Genomic DNA, 18691 nt, shown 5'->3' on the forward strand with positions numbered 1-18691 from the left:
CAGAAAAACCGTAAAATATCCTATTGAAACTATATGTATTTATATGTATAATATAAAAGTATAAGCATAATTAAGAAGGGATGTTCCCATGGATAATATTCGAAAAAAGACCGAGGTTTGTCTTGATAAGCCTACTGGCAACAATACAGCATCTAATAATACAAGCGAAACAAAAAATACTACTCAGGCTAATTCAGATAAGATAGTAAGTGTTGATGGTAAACAACAATCATCTATATCTGCACCAAATACTGGTATTAGTGGAGATAGTATCTTGCCTTTATTAGTGTTGTTGGTTATTTTTATCGTTGCTTCTGTGCTTTTATTTAAGAAAGGTAAGCGTTTTGTAGTATTTGCATTTATAGCTGTATCAACTTTTGCATCATTTAACCTATTAAATCGTTCGGCGATGGCTGTGATTCCCGGGTGTCAGAAAGTTGGCTATTCTGATTATGATATTATTGTGGATTTTGACCAACCTGTGTACTATGACGGTAAATTTGTTAATTTCGTAAAAGTTGACGGAACTGGAGATTCGGATAAAGATGATGAAATGGTAAATAGAATCCTAGATAATATAGATGAGATAAGAACATTTGGCTATCTTGCTGTAAGCAGTGCAAGCATAATTAAGCCACATTGGGATGCGGAAGAACAGTTTTATAGTGTTCATTTTGATGAACACGACTAATAGTAGAAAATAATATGAGTATCTTGACTAATCTGTCCCGTATCTATGGGCAGATTAGTTACTTATTCTTTTTTCTGTAAAATGCTAATGCTACAAAAGAAGTAATAGGTATCGTAACTAAAATTCCAGCGACCACTACTTAAAATAATAAATTACGAAAGTATAAAATCTTGCGGCTAGAAATAAAAGGACGGTAAATAGAAGTATGACACTCAGCAGTCTAAATAATCTGAGTTCACACACCTTAATAAAATAGTTAAAAGGTAGCTAAAATTTTAGCCACCTTTTATTTATCATTTTCACATTAGTGAAATAGTATCTTGTGCAAGATTAAAGACTATTTAGAATGTCTTTTTGTATATCGCTTAATAAATGCCATAACCCCTAAAATTCCAATACCAACAAAACTTAATATACTTGATTTTGTAGAATTTGTTTCTGGAAGCACTTTAGTATCTGCTTTTTGATTTTTATCGCTTGAAATATTTTCGGTAATGCTAGACTGCTGAAAGGCAGATTGTGCGGTAGTATTAGCAGATTTAGAATTTATATCCTGTTTATTTGTAGTAGCACCAGAGTTATTGGTATCAGTTTGATTATTGTCTTCCTGACCATTTTCAGCTGGGTTGTCTACAATTGCAGTGTTAGTATTAGACGTGGCGTCAGCTCCATTACTATTAGAGTTATCATTATTTTCTCCAACATTAGTGTTTGTATCAGTATTGGTATCCCTATTATTCACATCAGCTTTTGATTTAGCAATATTAGCTAAGGCTGTTTTAAGAGTTTGAGTATTCTCTTTTAATTGCTCCATACGATAGTTCCAGTAATCATCTGTCCAAGCCAAGCCGCTAATAAAGTAATCGTCTGATAATACTGTTCCTAAAGGAGAGTCTAATAATCGTGTATCTATTACCAATTCACTATGGATTGCTTGCAAGTCACCTGATAAATTTTCAACTTTATCATAGGCGATTCCATCAGTTCCTAGTTCTTGTTTATATACTGTATATGCTTCTAGTATTGTCCTATGAAATTCATCATAAACTGACTGATATTCTGCCCGTTTCTCTGGACTGATGATTTCATCTGTTGGAGGAATAAATTGGTAGCGTAAGGTAATGACAGCATCTTTTTGAATTGGGAACGAAATTTCAGTTTGCTTGCCTGAAAAATCAGACCCTGTCGGTATTTGATAACCTCTAAATAAGTAGCCTTCTAGCTGAGGAATTGAAATTGTAGCTCCAACTCCTTCAATACCTGTCCTAACTTCGCTTTGTAGAACTTTGTTATCTTGGTCTATCATTTGAACTATGTATGATACGGTTTGCGCTGAGTCTTTCGGTTGTTCCGTGGTTGTGTTTTGCTTATATACATAGCGTAGTACACCATCTCCTCCGTCCCATGCTGGTGGAGCGTAGGTGGTGTGTGACAATGTATATCCGTCATATTGCGGCGCGGAAGATGTGATTTCTGCTCCTGGCTCAACTTCAATATAGCCCCCATCTCCATTCAAGCGGAATGAACTTCCGTCTGTATTTTCCGCGATATGCAATATGACTACGCCGATGAGTTGGTCGGAAGTATTTACATAGGTTTCCGCATAGACAATAGCAGTATTAAATACTGAGGTTGCTGGCAATACAACTCCGCCAAGAAGTGCAGTGCAGACAAGAGCGATGTTGATTTTTTTTGTGATTTTTTTCATGATTTTTCCTCCATATCATGATGAATATTTTTTGTTTATCACCCAAAATCCCTGCTACAATAGGGTTTGAGCGTGTTTTAGTGAACGGTCGTTAACTAAAACAATGAAAAATCAAAAAATGCCGACTTGGCAAGGCTTCAAAAAACCCGTCAAATCAGCATTTCTAATATTTTTTATTGATAGCTTTGATTGTTTTAACAAACGACCGTTTATTAAAACACCTTTACGAGTTTACTTTACTATTTTTTCTAGATTTTGTCAACGATTTTTGGGTTAATTTTTCTGTTTGTTTGGATATTGTTACGCTTCAGGACGCTGTAAATGGTAGCGGTAGAAATCTGGAACTGGCTGGCGATGTCTCGAACGGTCATTCCTTCTTCCAGATAACTTCTAATAACTTGCTTTTCTTTGGATTTTGATATGCCTTTATTGCCTAATTTCACACCGCGTTCTTTAGCTTTACGCAGTCCATCTTTGGTGCGTGCCGAAATAGCTTGAAGCTCCCATTCTGCCACATAGCCCAGCATAAGACAGAAGAACTTGCCTGTTAGCGAATCCGTTTCAATTTGTTCATGGATGGATTGAAGGCGAATGTTGTAGCTGGTTAGCTCCGATATGATAGCGGATAGGTGGAGCATTTTTCTGGTTAGGCGGTCTAGCTTATATACTACAAAGCTGGTTTCTATGCCACTTTCAGCACATTCCTTGGCGAGCTTGAGAGCTTTTTGAAGCTGAGGTCGCTCTTGATTACCACCTGATTCTTTTTCAATGTAGAGTTTGTCGCAAAAGTTTAGGGCTTCTTTTTGGACTTCCAAGCCCAACTCTTGGCGATTGTCTGTTGAACTAACACGGGCGTAGCCGATAACGACAGAGCCTTTTTCTTGATATCGCTTGATGATTTTCTTCACATTTTCCTCCTTGCTTTACTATTGTAGCAGGGATATCATGGTAGCGTTCCACTCTTGACAACTCTCAAAATTTAATGTATGATAATATCGAAGAAGTTGGGGAGACCCCAAAAACTGATTTAGACTGGACGGAAAAAACACCTTCAAAATAATTCAACGATAAAACAAAAAACAAATCGTTCAGATAAGGTGACAGAACCATAGATATTCCAGTTTTCTGGAAGCCATCTATCTTTTCTATTAACGCTATCATAAAGAACGGTTTAGTGTTTGTGGTTGGATTGTTTTGTGGGTGTTTTATAATTTAAAAAGGCTTTACTGTGTCGCTTATTTCTTTTAGATGGTTATCCTAAAAGAAAGGAGGTGGTTGCTATGCCAAAATTTGAGAAATCAAAATTGATTCAAGTCTCTGAGGGTGTTATTCAACCGACGCTTGACTCAACACTCGAAAATCTGATGTATAGCTTAGCTACAATGTTCATCAACCCAAATCTTTTTACGATTATTGTGTTTATGGTCAATGTGCTGTTGGTCGCTATCCTTGTTTACTTGAAATGTCGAATGGTGTTTCTAGTAGAACAAAGCAACAATGAAGCCCTTGAGGCTTCATCCACCTCTTGCAAGAGTAAGAAAAAACCGCGACGATTCCATCGTCACGGTATATAAAATATATTTTCAAAACACCTACTAAGTAGTTGCGTTTCGAAATAAGCAATCAGTCTGACTATTGGGAGTAGTCAGTTGCCTTCTTAAATGTAAAGAACTATTCCTCTTTTGGAATGGTTTTTTATTGTTGATAAAATGAATGTTTTCAGAAAATTTTCAAGATTCTGAAAGATTCGATTTTTAAGTAACAACTGTAATAGTATATCAGATTTTAATCGTTCATGCAACCCTCAAGTTCTCAAAAATTCAAAAACAGTTAAAAAAGTTAAAACTAAAAGTTAACCATCTACTACCTATTCTACCATAATATCTCATAAAATGTGCTGATTTTACTTTATTTTTACAATATTTTTTCGTTATTATGTCGTTAGTTTATGAAATCCGAACAATTACTCATAAATATAGGCATCAATAGGTTTATTACTTATCTTTAATCTCTAAAACATTCACAATGCTTTGTAATATTTTTTGCCTCCAAACTTCACCTCGATTTATTTTCTTATTTCTTCAGAATACCGACGAGCAAAATCTTATATAGACCATTTGGTGTTAACTACTAAAAATTCAAAGGCTTAAATCTCCCTTTCCAACAGGACTTTAACATTCGATTCAGTTTTACAGAATATAACATAGAATATTAAGGTGTGTTACAATAGTGTTATAGAAAAAATACGAAAGATGTACTGCAATGAAAATTAAAGAAATTAGAATTAAAGGTTTTAAAAAATTTAAAGAATTGAATGTGGAATTTAATGATGATGTTTCAGTGATAGTAGGAGAAAATGAAAGCGGGAAATCCAGTCTTTTGGTAGCTTTAGATATAGTCTTGAATCAATCTATTTTTAATCGTTCAGATTCATCATTTGATAGATATCTAAACAAAGAAGAAGTTCAGGACTTTTTCGATAACCCTAGCAAAGATACACTTCCAAGAATTGATATTGAAGTATTTTTAGATTTTGGAAACTCTTTGAAGGCATCAGAATTTTCTGGATTGCACTATGATAACCCTAAAAACAATGAATGTCGTTGTGGTATTAAGTTCGAATATAGTCTCGATATGGACTTTTTGAACGATGTTAATTTTTCTGAATTTGCTCAGAATAATGTAGTTCCGATCGAATATTATCGCTCTTCATGGACCACGTTCCAAGGGAAAAGTTATAAGCGTCAACTACTTTCAGGTGATATCATTTTTTTAGATAATTCTACTCAAAAATATGACTTATTTGGTGGGTATGCACGGAGTCTTTATAATGCTAAAGTAGATTCGGTAACACATCGACAGATAGCCTCTAAATTTAAGCAAAGTCTTCAAAGTTTTATTACTAACCAGAAAACAGAATTGGAAATTGATAGCGAGAAACACATTGGATTTGATTCCAGCAAGACGGATATTCTTAAATTAATTGATATTTATGAAAATAATGTTTCGATTCAAGATATGGGAAAAGGTAAGGAAAACCTAATAAAAACAGAAGTATCTCTATCGAATGGAATATTTGATGTTATTTTTATCGATGAACCTGAGAACCACTTAAGCTTTACCAATACGAGAAAATTAATTAATTTACTAAAACAGAGAACTACCGAGCAAGTGATTATTGTATCTCACAGCTCTCTGGTGGTAAGTAGACTTGATTTAAAAAATGTAATATGGTTGTCAGATAAAGAAATAAAAAAGTTAGAAAAATTAGATAGTGATACATCAATGTATTTTTCAAAAATTGACAACTTGGATGTTTTAAGGTTTATATTGGCTGAAAAAGTAATTTTAGTTGAGGGGGCTGCAGAATATATCATCCTCCCAGCTATCTACGAGAAAGTTGTAGGTAGTAGACTTGAAGCGGATGGTATTGAAATAATTTCGATGGGTAGCATTTCCTATGAAAGATATCGCAAAATTGCAGAGTCATTAAATAAGAAAGTTGCAGTAATTACCGATAATGACGGTAAAGATGAACAGTATAACAATACGGATTTATTTAGTATTTTTTCTGACAGTAATTGTGATAATTGGACACTCGAAGTCGCTTTTTATAATAAAAACACGGAGTTTTTTGATGAAAAATATAAGAATAAACAGACGAAGGCAGAATATGATGGTAAAACAATGGCCAAAGCGTGTGCGCATATGTTGAAAAATAAAACAGAAAATGCTCTACTTATTGAAAGTGAGATTAGCTCACTCTCTCTTCCGGAATATTTAATTGAGGCGGTTCGATGGATAAAAGAGTAGTATTGGCGTCCGCAGGTGCTGGAAAAACGTATTTTATTGCAAACGATTTTTCTGATAAAGAACGAGTATACCTTATTACATTCACTCATCGAAATGTTGAGATTATTCGTAAGGAATTATTGAAGCGTTTTGATGGGATGATTCCAGAAAATATTCGAATTTCGACATTTGATTCATTTGTTTATAATCAATTAGTTCGACCTTTTGAACCTGTGGCTAATTTTCCAGGTATAAAAAGTAGAGGGGTTGAGGTAAATATTAAACCTTCAACAGACTCTCGTGATTATGGTAACTATTTTAAGCTAGATAATCCTAATCACTTTTTATTAAATGATAAATTCTATGTAACAAGGTTAAGTAAGTTTTTTATGAAACAGAATCGTGATTTTAAAAAGAATGTACTCAATAGATTGAAATATTTTTGTGATACGATTTACATAGATGAGTTTCAAGATTATAACGGCTGGGATTTTAAGCTTATAGAATATCTTATGAAGTCACCTGAAACCAATGTTGTTGCTGTAGGTGATATATTTCAAAGCTTGGTTGCTAATATACGAAGAGACGGTAACGGCTCAGACCTTCCATTTTCTATAATATCTTCTGTTGATGATTTGTCCCAAAAATTACCTAAAAAAGTCATAATTGACACAACTACTCTAGTAAAAAGTCGTAGGGTAGCTCCGAAAGTTTGTAGCTTTATCAATAATCATTTAGGTATTCCAATCGAATCTTCATCTGATAGTAATGGAGAAATTAAGTGGCTAGATAATATTTCTGATGCTACACCTATATTAATGAACTCTAATATTCCCAAATTGGTTTGGGATAATAGGTTTAAGTGCCCAGGTGTTAGTAATTTTATTAATTGGTCTTACTCAAAAGGTGATACCTATCCTAAAACTTGCATAATACTAACCAAACCAACCAGCACTCTATCAAATTGGGATACTCTATCCAATGAAGTACGAAATAAGCTATATGTTGCGTTAACTCGTTCATTGGGGGATGTTTATTTGATTTCCAGTACTATTTTTGCGGAATATAAGAACAGCATATAAATTGTGGGTATAGGTTAATCTTAATCTTGGACTGCTGTCTGGGCTGTGGTATAAAGGGCGTTTGACACGAGTTTCACTCGTTCTATTTCCAACCTATCTATCCTTTTGATTTTTTAAGAGTATAATATCTCCTCACATCTTGTAGCTGTAATATCCAACACACGACTCCTTGTCGCTTACCTGCTACAGTTCTCAATAATGAAAGTCACTATTTTCCGATATTCATTGAGGGTAATTATTTTAAAATACAAGAAAGCGAGTTCCAACACTCTCTCAGATTATTGGAACTCGCTTTCTTGTATTCTATCTTTTGTTGGTAACTTATTTTATAGGTATTGGATAATTCCGGTAATCTATTTTAAAGCTAAAACACTATGGCGTTTATGATTGTCTTTCTAAATAACGTTTGGCCTCTTTTATCCAATGTGGCAAGCTCTTAGCAAGAGGCTCAAAGCCAATCTTGTAGCGATCGCTTGTAAAGCGGTGAGGACGCGGGACCTTCTGCTTTTCTTCTTCCAATGTCCGCAGAGATAGGCTGACTTTATGGCTATACTCATCAAAATCCACCACCTGAACGAGTAGTTCCTGACCAATCTTTAATTGCTCACGGATATTTTCAACATAGCCTGTCTTGATTTCTGAAATATGAACCAGTCCTGTTATGCCATTTTCCAATTCAACAAAGGCGCCATAGGACTGAATACCCGTCACCGTCCCCCGCAATTTATCCCCAATTCTCATCCTAATCCTCAATCTCAATTATTTCAATAATGACATCTTCTACTGGCTTATCCATCGCCCCTGTTTCTACAGCAGCGATAGTATCTAAAACACTGTAGGACGCCTCATCACGTAATTGACCAAAAACGGTATGGCGTTGATCCAGATGCGGTGTCCCTCCTTGGGTGGCATACACTTCTGCAATCTGTTCTGGCCAGCCACCACGTTCTAACTCTTTTTTAGCATATGGCAGGTGGGTATTTTGAACGATAAAAAATTGACTGCCGTTAGTATTTGGACCTGCATTCGCCATCGAAAGAGCCCCTCGAATATTGAACACTTCTTCTGAAAACTCATCTTCAAAGGGAGCACCATAAATCGATTCACCTCCCATACCTGTTCCGGTTGGGTCCCCACCCTGAATCATGAAATCTTTAATAATCCGATGGAAAATAACACCATTATAGTAACCATCTTTGGCAAGCGCCACAAAATTGGCAACCGTCTTGGGAGCCATCTCAGGAAATAGTTGCAGGTACAGGTCTCCATGATTTGTTTTAATCCTAGCTCGTGGTCCTTCTACCTGTTCTAAGTCTAATTGTGGGTAATACTTTTCTTTCTCTACCAAACCAAATTCCTCCAAAGCATATAAAATACCGTCGTTTTCTACAGTTTTTGTGATGTAGTCTGCCCTTGCTACCAAGTCTGGATGCGAAACCCCCATGGCGACACTAATCCCAGCATAATCAAAGGCCTCCAAGTCATTTAAGCCATCTCCAAAGACCATGACATTTTCTGGTTTCAAACCAAGATGCTCCACCACAGCTGCTATTCCTGCTGCTTTAGAAGCGTCCTGTAAGATGATGTCCGATGAGATGGCTTCCCAGCGGACACTCCGCATACTCTCTTGTAGCTCTGTAGGAAGTTCCACTTCCCTGCCTTCTTGCTCAAAGGTCCAAATCTGATAGATGGCATGATCCTTATAAAAATCCGGTTCCGTTTCTAGATTCTCATAAACAATATCAATCGTCTTGCTGATTCGCTCATCGCGATGGGATAGGGTCGCCTTATGGCTTCCCATCAATCCATAGTCAATCCCTTCCGCCTTGGTCCACTCGATACAACGTTCTACCAGTTCTCTGGGAATAGCTTTTTGACGGATAACCGTCCCCTTAGCATCTTCGACAAAACTACCGTTAATCATGGCAAAATAGTCTGGCTTCAAGGCCTGCAACTCTGGAACCACTCCGTACATCGCTCGTCCAGAGGCAAGTCCTGTCAAAATCCCTTTTTCTTTCAAGGATTGAAACACACGGGTCAAGGAGGCAGGGACATACCCTGTATCCTTGACCCGAAGGGTATCATCAATATCAAAAAAGATCATTTTAATCTTTTTTGCCTTATATCTTAATTTCGCGTCCATAAATCTCCTTTTGTGCTTCCCATTATATCATGATTCCGACTCTTGCGCCACCAATCCATGCTGGAAAGCATAGACGACTGCCTGCGTCCGATCACTCACAGCTAATTTCGAGAGGATATTGGATACATGGGTTTTGACTGTTTTTAAGGAAATAAAGGATTCGTCAGCAATCCGCTGATTGTCGTACCCCTTAGCCAAGAGGGTTAGAATTTCTTTTTCGCGCGCTGTCAAGTCATCGTGAAGAGCTGGATGACGTCTTTTATCTTCCATTTTCTTTTCTACTTCTGTTTCGATCGCTAGCTCTCCCCGATAGACCTTCCGAATAGCCCGAACAATTTCTTCAGCGCTAGAGGTTTTCAACATATATCCCTTAGCCCCTGCTTTCAAGACAGGATAAATCTTTTCATTATCTAGATAAGAGGTCAAAATCAAAACAGCCGCCTGCTTCCACTCTTTGAGGATTGCTAAGGTCGCATCAACCCCTGATAGCTGAGGCATAACCAAATCCATAACGACAATATCCGGCCTCAATTCCAGAGTTTTTGCAACCCCTTCTTGCCCATCACTTGCCTCTGCAATCACCTCAATATCTGCCTGTAAATTTAAAAAACCTTTCAATCCTAGACGAACCATCTCATGGTCATCCACTAATAAGACTCGAATCTTGCTCATGTTCTTTTCCTTTCAATAATGGGATGCGAATATCGATTGCCACTCCCTTATTAGGGGCGGTGCGAATTTTCAATGTTCCTGCCATATCTTCTACACGTTCTTGAATATTTTGCAGACCGTAGCTCACTTCTTGCTCATCGCTTTTGATGAAACCAACCCCATCGTCTGTCATCTTTAGCTGAACTTCATATTCTGACTGTAGTAGGTAAACATCCAGATGGCGAGCTTTTGAATGACGTAAGGTATTACTGATAATCTCTTGAGCAATGCGAAAGAGATGCTCCTCAATCGCCGTCGGCAAGGTCTCTACTTCATGGTGAAAATGTACTTCAATAGCGCTCTTATCACTGACCTCGCGCAATATCATTTCAAAACCTTCCACCAAATCTTTACCGTCCAACTCACTCGGTCGCAGATGTAAGAGTAAGATGCGCAAATCACGCTGCGCTGTTTCAATCGTATCTTTGACAATGGTGAGCTGTTCTTGTAAGGTCTCCGCTTGAAGCGTTTCTAAACTACTAGACAGACCTGATAAAATCATACTACTAGCAAATAATTCCTGGCTGACTGTATCATGTAAATCACGAGCAATCCGCCTGCGTTCACCTTCTACAATCTCTTCTTTTTTTACCAAATCCTGATTATCAATCAACTGAACCTGATGGGTCAAATTCCGCACTTTTTCTGATAATTGTAGTAAGAGTTGATCTTCTTCTGATGACGTGCGAATGGTCTTATTTTGAATGATGGAACGGATTTTCTGTCGTATCCCTTGAGTTGCAACGATTGAAACAGATTGGACCAAAACGACCAAGAAAAAGGTCAGAACAACAATTAAAAGAAGGATCGTGAAAATAAATTGTTCCGTTGAGACCCACACCGCAGCATCAAGGAGAGAGGGAGGGAGCAGGGGAAAAACAGCTGATAGCACCACCAAGATAATCAAAGTAGCATACCAGGCGAGAAGAAGAATAGTCCCTTTCTTAATCATACACGAACCACCTCCACATCGCCAAAGATGCAGTTAACTACCACTTTTACTCGCTTATGAGACTCCTTGTAGTAGGGACTGGCAATAGAAAAACTCTCATTGCGTAAGTCCCAGTAGGATAGCCCTAAGAAATAGACCCTGCCATACAGGCTTGCTGCTGATAAAGAAATCTCGACATCGATCGGGAGGATAATTTTTGTTTTTCCAAACGTCTTACGCACTACGACAATATTATCTCGACCGACCAAAATCGTCTCATCGAGATCAACAACATCATTGCCAAAGAGACGAACGATATTGATGTCCTCAAAACCGTAAGAGTCCTGCGAATGATCTTGATTGCCAAACCACTTAGTCTTTTGTTTATGGGCTTGAAGTGCTGTATCCTCAAAATGCAGATGCGTGTATTGATTCCGCTTCTCATAGCGAGAAAAGAAATTGATAACCATATAGATTAGAAGGAAAATCACACCGATGATAAAATAGGGATTTAGGACAAAGACAAGAAGAATTAAAAAAATAGCACTGGATAAAAATACACTGCCTATCTTTTTCCCTGTCCCATACCATAAAACCAGTAATAAGAGAGCGACAAGCAGGATGATACGGGCCGCCTCGCTTGCCAAGACATCAAAACAGGCCAAGGTAAAGATAATACTTTCTACTAATAAAAAAAACTGGACTTTTCTCATCTCGTGATTCCTTTCCCTACTATTGTACCAAAATTCTTCAGAATTACCTCCTTCTAGAGTAGGAAAAGGAAGGTCCTCTTTTCAGAGTGAAGAACAGCCACCTCAAACAACCTTTTCTCATTCATAGTCATCACAACTCCTACTCAATAAAAATCAAAAGGAAACATAAGATACAAAGGGCGTGAAAAACTCAAAGCGAAAATAGGAAATGCGACGAGTGAAAAGCTCCTGTGGAGGTTTTCAGCCTATTCACTAAAGACAGTAAATAGAAGTATTTTTCTTCACTTCTTAGTTTTTAAGCTCAGTGACAAATTCTCTCACTTTTTAATTTCTAGGTTCGGGCTTCTATGGTCACTTTCTTGTTTTTGGGTGACCAGCTGAAACAATTCGCCAAACTGTTTCACTCCACTGGATTAGTTTTATTATCAGCGAGTTATAGCCCGTGTTCAATACAAGATACGAGAGCGTTTGATACGAGTAATACTCGTTTTATTTCCAACCTTCAACAGTCTATCCCTAGACTGTTGAAGCAACTCCTAGACAAAATAGACAATCAAAGCAGGTTGTCTTGCAACCAATGAGATTGGTCTTTTTTTCAGTGAGTTGTAGCTCGAGTTCATTTAAGATGTGAGGACGTTAAAAGGTCTGAGTGAAAATAGGAATTCTGACGCAGAGTCTAGAGACTCTAGGAAGAATTATCTTTTTCACACAGACCTTAGTCCGAACTCAGTTACATAAGATACAAAGGGCGTTTGACACGAGTGGCACTCGCTCTATTGCCAACCTTCAACAGTCTATTCCTAGACTGTTTGACACGAGTTACACTCGCTCTATTGCCAACCTTCAACAGTCTATTCCTAGACTGTTGAAGCAAACAAAGCAAAAACTCTTAGAAACCAAGATTCAAGGCTTCTAAGAGTTCATTTTATTTAGAGTAAGTAAACTAGGCTGTTATCCATATTGAGCCTCCCTACCCTCTGAAAAGCATCTGCTCTTCTTTTTTAATGACCCGAGCTACCAGTCGTTGTCGAGCTGGTTCCAGAATTATTTGTCTCAATATTGCTACTAGTTGTTGACCCAGCAGGAACCGCTACAGATACGTAGAGGGTCACGCTTTCCCCGATAGCACTGCCGGCATCTGGATATTGCCCTACCACTAACTCTCCATTAGCAGTGTAATTAGGATCTTCGACTTTTTCGACACTGATATTGATTCCTAAATTTTGTAACTGCCTGCGCGCATCTGCATAAGTCGTTTTTAGCACACCAAAGTTCGGCATAATGGGGGCTGGACCTTTTGAGATGACGAGATTCACTACAGAACCCTTAGCCAAGGACTCTCCGACACTTGGATCTGTGCGAATGATCAGCCCTTTTTGGCGGCTATCATACTCTTCCCTCGTTGTTCCAACCTCCAAACCTGCTGCTTTTAATTCTTGCATAGCTGTCTCTAGACTCTTACCAGTGACATCTGGGACTTGATGTTGCTCCTCTCCCTTTGATACTGTCACTGTCACCGTACTTCCCTTGGTCTTGGACGAATTAGCCTTCGGGTCTGTCGCAATGACCTTCTTTGCTTCTACGCTGTCGCTGTATTCTTGTGTTTCCTTAACGACAAATCCTGCCGCCTCTAGTTCCATCTTCGCTTCGTCAAAGTCCTTGCCGACGACATCAGGGACCGTTACTGCTTCGGTGGTCGCCACAATGATATCAACAAGGCTCCTTTCCCGTTTAGAAGTACTCGCTGCTGGGTTGGTACGAATAACCTTCCCCTCTCCAACTTCTGAGGACGGCTCTTCTATCACCTTGCCCACCTTTAAACCTGCTGTCTCTAGCATTTCCTTAGCCACCTCTACCGTCTGTCCACTCACATCTGGAACCTTAATGGTAGCAGGAGTATTCAGTAAAAGGGTAGCAACAGCGGCAACAATCAATAGAATTGCCCCTAATAACACCTTGTAACGCGTTCTCATTCTTCGCTTGGTCTTTGTCGGAGGTGCTATTGGACGCCCTGAAGGTTGAGCTAGGGAAGTCCCCTTTGGAGATTTAGCAGTGGATGAGCGTTGCTCGGTCGCAAGTGGCGATAGCTTCGGTAGGGTTTTGGTATCCACTTTTCCATCTTCCAAGACAATCTTCTTTTCATTCAGACGATTACTTGACAGCGAAGAGGCTATATCCGTATACATCTCCGCCACTGTTTTATAGCGGTCTGTGAGCTTTTTCGCTGTCGCTTTTAACACAACATTTTCAAGCGCCTGTGGCACACTAGGATTTTCTTCTCGTACAGAAGGTAGAGCCTTCTGAAAATGCTGGAGCGCAATGGTTACGGCACTATCTCCATCATAAGGAATCCTTCCAGTCAACATTTCAAACAGGATAATTCCCATTGCATAAATGTCACTTTGGACGGTTGCCTTTGATCCACGAGCCTGCTCAGGTGACAAATAGTGAACCGACCCCAGCATCGAATTTGTCTGGGTCAAGCTCGTTTCTGCAAAGGCTACTGCAATCCCAAAGTCCGTTACCTTGGCTGTTCCTTCTTTGGTCAATAAGACATTTTGTGGTTTTAAATCACGGTGTACGATACCTCGGGTATGCGCCATTCTCATGGCCAAAAGGATTTGCCCCATGATCCTCACTGCTTCATCATTTGAGAGAGGAGCATTCTCCTTAATATACCGTTTTAAGTCGAGACCATTGACATATTCCATCGCCAAATATTGCTGTCCATCTTCTTCACCAATGTCTGAAATGCGGACAATATTTGGATGATCCAAATCTGCCATGGCTCTAGCCTCACGCTGAAAACGTTGCACAGCTATCTGATCGGTTTGATAGTTGGTCCGAAGCACCTTGACCGCCACTTCTTCGCCATCCAAAATCAAATCTTTTGCCAGGTAGACATCTGCCATGCCACCGCGCCCAATCTGCCGAACGATTCGGTAGCGATCAGCAAAGATTTTCCCAATCTGAATCATTGCCTAGCCTCCTCGGTAATGTGGATAAGGGCTACCGTAATATTATCTGTACCACCAGCATTATTAGCAAAGCGGATAAGACTTTCGGTCTTGCTGTTTAATGGAACATCACTAAGAACAATGTCTCGAATATCCTCGTTAGAAACCATATTGGTTAGACCGTCACTATTGACCAGAATATAGTCCCCTGCTTCCAATGTTTTTAAGGCAATGTCTGCTTCAATAGGGTGCTGCTGACCGATGGATTGAGTAATAAAATTCTTCTGTGGGTGATGTTTCGCTTCTTCTTCGGTCAACTGCCCTGCTCGAACCAAGGCTCCTACCAAGGAATGGTCATTGGTCAACTGGCTATATTCGCCATTACGGACTAGACCAATTCGTGAATCTCCGATATGGGCATAGATCATTTGATTGTCGATGATGACAACAGCTTCTAAGGTTGTCCCCATACCACGGTATTCCTCTGTCTGGCCCAATTCATGAATCTTTTGATTTTCCTGCTCTAAGACAAGGGCAAACCATTCACGAACATCATTCAAGGTATGGATTTGCGTATCCACCCATGAAATCCCCAGATCGGTAGCTGCCATCTCACTTGCAATGTGTCCTGCTCGATGCCCGCCCATACCGTCTGCTAAAACGATCAAATCAATACCCGCTCGATTTTTATAACGATTGACATAATCTTGATTGTTTGTCCGTTTCTGACCTACATCTGTTAATAATGAAATTTCCATTTGGTCCATTTCCTCCTCTTAGGATATCCGCTGAAATTGACTGATGAAGAAACCATCACTCCCATATAATTCCGGGGTGATCAGAATACATCCGTCCTGCAGAATATCCTTTCTTTTATGTTCTAATGTTACTTGTCTAAAATTGGGGTGCTGGGCTAGGAAAGCCTTCACCACTTGAGCGTTTTCTTCTGCGACAATCGTGCAGGTGCTATAGGTCATTATACCACCTTTTCTAAGACTTTGACAAACATTGTCCAATATCTCTAGTTGCACTTGTTGCAACGCTGTAAAATCAGCTATTTCCTTATTGTACTTGATGTCTGGCTTACGGCGTAAGAGGCCAATCCCTGAGCAGGGAGCGTCTACCAAAATCTTATCAAAGGCATCTGCTCCAAATTCTTGAAAAACCTGTCTCGCGTCTAGCCTTTTTGTGATGACTTTATCTGCTACACCAAGACGCTCAGCGTTCTGCTCAATCAAGGCCAACTTATGATCATACAAGTCAAGAGCTGTGACACTTCCAGTCGTCAAATAACTAGCAAGATGAACTGTCTTGCCACCCGGAGCTGCACAGGCATCCAGCACGGCTTCATCCCCTTGAAGCTGGAGCAGGGGAGCGACGAGCTGGCTGCTCTCATCTTGAATTGTGATTCGACCTTCTGTAAATGCCTTTGTGCCTGCAAAATGTCCCTTCTGCTTGACCAGACCAACATCTGATAGCAGAGACTGCTCTGCTTGCATTTCTTGTTTCAAGAGTTCCACTTCCTGAGAATTGATCACACGGATACTCGCCTTATTGCGGCTAAGCAAACTCTCAAAAATCTTCATCGCCCGCCCTTCACCATATTCCTCTATCAGTTTTTTCACTAGCCAGACTGGCAAGGAATATTGAATGGATAGACGTTTATTTTTACGTTTAATGGTGGTCACATCTGGCAGTTTATTATCTACCAGCTTTCTTAAAACTGCATTAACAAACTTATATGCTCCCCGTCTTTTCTTCGCTAATTCCACCGCTTCATTGACGATGGCATGGTTGGGAATATTCTCCAAATATAAAATCTGATAAAGACTTAGCATGAGCAGGTGATAGACCCACGAATCCAACCGATTTCTATCTTCAATCACATGTGACAGATACCACTCAAGTGTGATTTTCCGCATCACCGTACCATAGACCAACTCGGTCACAAATCCCTTGTCTTTTTCAGATAAGGAGGAGGAAGTCAATGCGTGGTTGAGAGCAATATTGGAATAAGCCCCCTCAGTCAAGACCTGTCCTAAAACCATCAGGGCAAGACCTCGTGCTGTTTCTTTTTTATTCACCAAAACAATCTCCTACTGCTAGCTTACGTCCAAGGCCATTTAAGAAGTCAACAATATCCATTTTCGGTTTTCCTGCTGGCTGAACTGTTTTGAGAGCGATTGCTCCTTCGCCTGTTGCAATGAGCAATTCTTTCTTGCCAAGCACAAGGATTTCCCCGGGTTGACCAGAACCTTCGGCTAGACTAGCTTCATAAATTTTGAAGCGTTCACCGTTTAAAAGAGTATGCGCTACTGGCCACGGATACATCCCTCGAATATGATTGAAAATCTGCCGATTGGTCTTATGCCAATCCAGACGCTCTTCTTCAGGACTGATATTTGGTGAGAAGGTCACTTGACTTGGATCTTGAGCTTCTGGCATTAGGTCACCCATTATATAAGCAGGAAGATGTTCCAGCAGTAAGTCCCGCCCTACAACTGCCAATTTTTCAAACAAGGTCCCCACATTGTCCTCGTCAGTAATCGGAATGGCACGTTTGGCAATCATATCACCTGCGTCCATCTCCTTGACCATTTCCATAAGGGTCACACCTACCTCAGAATCTCCATTGATTAGGGCATAATGAATCGGCGCTCCACCCCTATATTTCGGCAAAAGAGAGGCATGGACATTGACTGCAAATGATACGCTATTCAAGAGGCTTGTTGGTAAAAATTGTCCAAAAGCTGCCGTGACAATACCATCTGCTCCAAGCCTTTTTAGTTCTTCTAATTCGGTACTACCAGATAATTTTTCTGGTTGATAAACTGGCAAATCATGCAACAAGGCCAACTCTTTGACAGGTGTCATTCGGATTTCTTTTTTTCTGCCAACCGCACGATCTGGCTGAGTAACCACTGCCAAAAGTTCATACTGAGCATCCTCGATCAATCCCTTTAGGACTGTCGCTGAAAAGTCAGGTGTCCCCATAAAAATCAATTTTGTCATGCGCATGCTCCTTCTCTGTTCATTTCTTCAAATACAATCTACTCTATTATACCATTTTTTCGCTTGTTTCCCCCGTTTCAAACAACATCAAGATACTAAGCCCGTGAAAAACTCAAAGCGAAAATAGGATTGAAACAGTTTGGGGAGTAACCTAATCCAGTGGATTAGGTTAGCCCGAGCCAAGAAATCGGAAAGCGAGGAGTAACTAGTCGAAACAAGAAAGTGACCACAGAAGCCTGAGCTAGGAAATAGAAAATTTGATGAAGAAACTAGAGTTTCTAGGAGTATTTATCTTTTCACACAGAGTTTAGGGCCTGTTCATTTAAGATGTGAGGACGTTAAAAGGTCTAAGTGAAAATAGGAAATACGACGAAGAAACCTTTGAACACCTAATTAACTTCGCTCTTTCATCTTTAGGCTCAGTAACAAATCCCCTCACTTTTTAATTTCTAAGTTCGGGCTAAAATAATCCACCGGATTATTTTACTCCCCTGACTATCTTCGCTTCTTAGTTTCTAGGCTCAGTAACAAATTCCCTCACTTTTTAATTTCTAAGTTCGGGCTAAAATAATCCACTGGATTATTTTACTCCCCTGACTATTTCTATCCCAAAGGGATTCTCAGCTGTAATTGACTAAAGTCAAAACAGCTGCCTATCTTTTTTCCGAGGTTTTAGGCTGAACTCAGTTACACAAGATGTGAGGACGTTAAAAAACCAAATGAAAAATAGGAGACTCCAGCTAACTTCCTAGGTACTTTTTGACTTTTATAGACAATATGTAAAGACCCCCAGTTGAGAATTCGTGGATTTACCTGTACACTAGAATAAAAAAACAATCAACTTCTAACAGGAATTACCACACTCAATTGGAGGTCTTATATGTTTCATTTTACCACACTTTTCATCGGAATGGATGTTCACAAAGAAAGTTTTTCACTTTGCTATTATGA

At 39.4% G+C, this 18691-nt stretch carries 15 protein-coding genes; 4 read left to right on the forward strand and 11 right to left on the reverse strand.

Annotated features, from left to right (window positions below):
- Window positions 1–88: 88 nt before the first annotated feature.
- A complete protein-coding gene (locus tag BVE84_RS02295) occupies window positions 89–691 on the forward strand; it encodes an LPXTG cell wall anchor domain-containing protein (RefSeq protein ID WP_076995465.1) in 603 nt (200 codons plus the stop codon).
- A 337-nt stretch (window positions 692–1028) separates the two neighbouring features.
- On the opposite strand, the gene BVE84_RS02300 is transcribed toward BVE84_RS02295, so the two are convergent.
- Both BVE84_RS02300 and BVE84_RS02305 read right to left on the reverse strand, forming a co-directional pair.
- The gene (locus tag BVE84_RS02300) at window positions 1029–2399 is read right to left on the reverse strand and encodes an LPXTG cell wall anchor domain-containing protein (protein ID WP_076995466.1); all 1371 of its coding nucleotides are present in this window, start codon (window positions 2397–2399) and stop codon (window positions 1029–1031) included.
- Between the two features lie 248 nt (window positions 2400–2647).
- Window positions 2648–3307, reverse strand: coding sequence for a recombinase family protein (locus tag BVE84_RS02305; RefSeq protein ID WP_076995467.1), 660 nt, complete (start codon window positions 3305–3307; stop codon window positions 2648–2650).
- 372 nt (window positions 3308–3679) lie between these two features.
- Here BVE84_RS02305 and BVE84_RS02310 point away from each other — a divergent pair, with 372 nt between their 5' ends.
- The 3 genes from BVE84_RS02310 (at window position 3680) to BVE84_RS02320 (ending at window position 7273) form a co-directional block, all read left to right on the forward strand.
- Window positions 3680–3973: a hypothetical protein gene (locus tag BVE84_RS02310; protein WP_076995468.1), complete on the forward strand. Its 294-nt coding sequence runs from the start codon at window positions 3680–3682 to the stop codon at window positions 3971–3973.
- A gap of 688 nt (window positions 3974–4661) precedes the next feature.
- Window positions 4662–6212: an ATP-dependent nuclease gene (locus BVE84_RS02315; protein ID WP_076995469.1), complete on the forward strand. Its 1551-nt coding sequence runs from the start codon at window positions 4662–4664 to the stop codon at window positions 6210–6212.
- Window positions 6197–7273, forward strand: coding sequence for a UvrD-helicase domain-containing protein (locus BVE84_RS02320; protein WP_076995470.1), 1077 nt, complete (start codon window positions 6197–6199; stop codon window positions 7271–7273). The genes BVE84_RS02315 and BVE84_RS02320 overlap by 16 nt, the downstream gene beginning before the upstream one ends.
- A 381-nt stretch (window positions 7274–7654) precedes the next feature.
- Here BVE84_RS02320 and BVE84_RS02325 read toward each other — a convergent pair whose 3' ends face one another.
- From BVE84_RS02325 to fmt, 9 genes are all read right to left on the reverse strand, one after another.
- A complete protein-coding gene (locus BVE84_RS02325; protein ID WP_076995471.1) occupies window positions 7655–8014 on the reverse strand; it encodes a S1 RNA-binding domain-containing protein in 360 nt (119 codons plus the stop codon).
- A gap of 1 nt (window position 8015) precedes the next feature.
- Entirely contained in the window at window positions 8016–9416 is a 1401-nt protein-coding gene (locus BVE84_RS02330) for a bifunctional Cof-type HAD-IIB family hydrolase/peptidylprolyl isomerase (RefSeq protein ID WP_076995472.1), read from the reverse strand.
- Window positions 9417–9443: 27 nt separating this feature from the next.
- A complete protein-coding gene (locus BVE84_RS02335) occupies window positions 9444–10088 on the reverse strand; it encodes a response regulator transcription factor (RefSeq protein ID WP_076995473.1) in 645 nt (214 codons plus the stop codon).
- Window positions 10057–11076, reverse strand: a complete 1020-nt coding sequence (locus BVE84_RS02340) for an envelope stress sensor histidine kinase LiaS (RefSeq protein ID WP_076995488.1) — start codon at window positions 11074–11076, stop codon at window positions 10057–10059. The genes BVE84_RS02335 and BVE84_RS02340 overlap by 32 nt, the downstream gene beginning before the upstream one ends.
- Window positions 11076–11771, reverse strand: coding sequence for a cell wall-active antibiotics response protein LiaF (liaF, locus tag BVE84_RS02345; protein WP_076995474.1), 696 nt, complete (start codon window positions 11769–11771; stop codon window positions 11076–11078). The genes BVE84_RS02340 and liaF overlap by 1 nt, the downstream gene beginning before the upstream one ends.
- Before the next feature lie 1001 nt (window positions 11772–12772).
- A complete protein-coding gene (gene pknB, locus BVE84_RS02350) occupies window positions 12773–14749 on the reverse strand; it encodes a Stk1 family PASTA domain-containing Ser/Thr kinase (RefSeq protein ID WP_076995475.1) in 1977 nt (658 codons plus the stop codon).
- Entirely contained in the window at window positions 14746–15486 is a 741-nt protein-coding gene (locus BVE84_RS02355) for a Stp1/IreP family PP2C-type Ser/Thr phosphatase (RefSeq protein WP_076995489.1), read from the reverse strand. Before BVE84_RS02355 ends, pknB begins: the two co-directional genes overlap by 4 nt.
- An 18-nt stretch (window positions 15487–15504) precedes the next feature.
- Window positions 15505–16815, reverse strand: a complete 1311-nt coding sequence (rsmB, locus tag BVE84_RS02360) for a 16S rRNA (cytosine(967)-C(5))-methyltransferase RsmB (protein ID WP_076995476.1) — start codon at window positions 16813–16815, stop codon at window positions 15505–15507.
- Window positions 16805–17740, reverse strand: coding sequence for a methionyl-tRNA formyltransferase (gene fmt / locus BVE84_RS02365; protein WP_076995477.1), 936 nt, complete (start codon window positions 17738–17740; stop codon window positions 16805–16807). The genes rsmB and fmt overlap by 11 nt, the downstream gene beginning before the upstream one ends.
- Window positions 17741–18691: the final 951 nt, after the last annotated feature.

It is taken from the genome of Streptococcus azizii (assembly GCF_001984715.1).
GTDB classification, from domain to species: domain Bacteria; phylum Bacillota; class Bacilli; order Lactobacillales; family Streptococcaceae; genus Streptococcus; species Streptococcus azizii.

Coding starts and splice junctions, on each gene's coding strand:
- BVE84_RS02295 (WP_076995465.1), top strand. CDS start 89: ATGGATAATATTCGAAAAAAGACCGAGGTTTGTCTTGATAAGCCTACT.
- BVE84_RS02300 (WP_076995466.1), bottom strand. CDS start 2,399: ATGAAAAAAATCACAAAAAAAATCAACATCGCTCTTGTCTGCACTGCA.
- BVE84_RS02310 (WP_076995468.1), top strand. CDS start 3,680: ATGCCAAAATTTGAGAAATCAAAATTGATTCAAGTCTCTGAGGGTGTT.
- BVE84_RS02315 (WP_076995469.1), top strand. CDS start 4,662: ATGAAAATTAAAGAAATTAGAATTAAAGGTTTTAAAAAATTTAAAGAA.
- BVE84_RS02320 (WP_076995470.1), top strand. CDS start 6,197: ATGGATAAAAGAGTAGTATTGGCGTCCGCAGGTGCTGGAAAAACGTAT.
- BVE84_RS02325 (WP_076995471.1), bottom strand. CDS start 8,014: ATGAGAATTGGGGATAAATTGCGGGGGACGGTGACGGGTATTCAGTCC.
- BVE84_RS02330 (WP_076995472.1), bottom strand. CDS start 9,416: ATGGACGCGAAATTAAGATATAAGGCAAAAAAGATTAAAATGATCTTT.
- BVE84_RS02335 (WP_076995473.1), bottom strand. CDS start 10,088: ATGAGCAAGATTCGAGTCTTATTAGTGGATGACCATGAGATGGTTCGT.
- liaF (WP_076995474.1), bottom strand. CDS start 11,771: ATGAGAAAAGTCCAGTTTTTTTTATTAGTAGAAAGTATTATCTTTACC.
- pknB (WP_076995475.1), bottom strand. CDS start 14,749: ATGATTCAGATTGGGAAAATCTTTGCTGATCGCTACCGAATCGTTCGG.
- BVE84_RS02355 (WP_076995489.1), bottom strand. CDS start 15,486: ATGGAAATTTCATTATTAACAGATGTAGGTCAGAAACGGACAAACAAT.
- fmt (WP_076995477.1), bottom strand. CDS start 17,740: ATGACAAAATTGATTTTTATGGGGACACCTGACTTTTCAGCGACAGTC.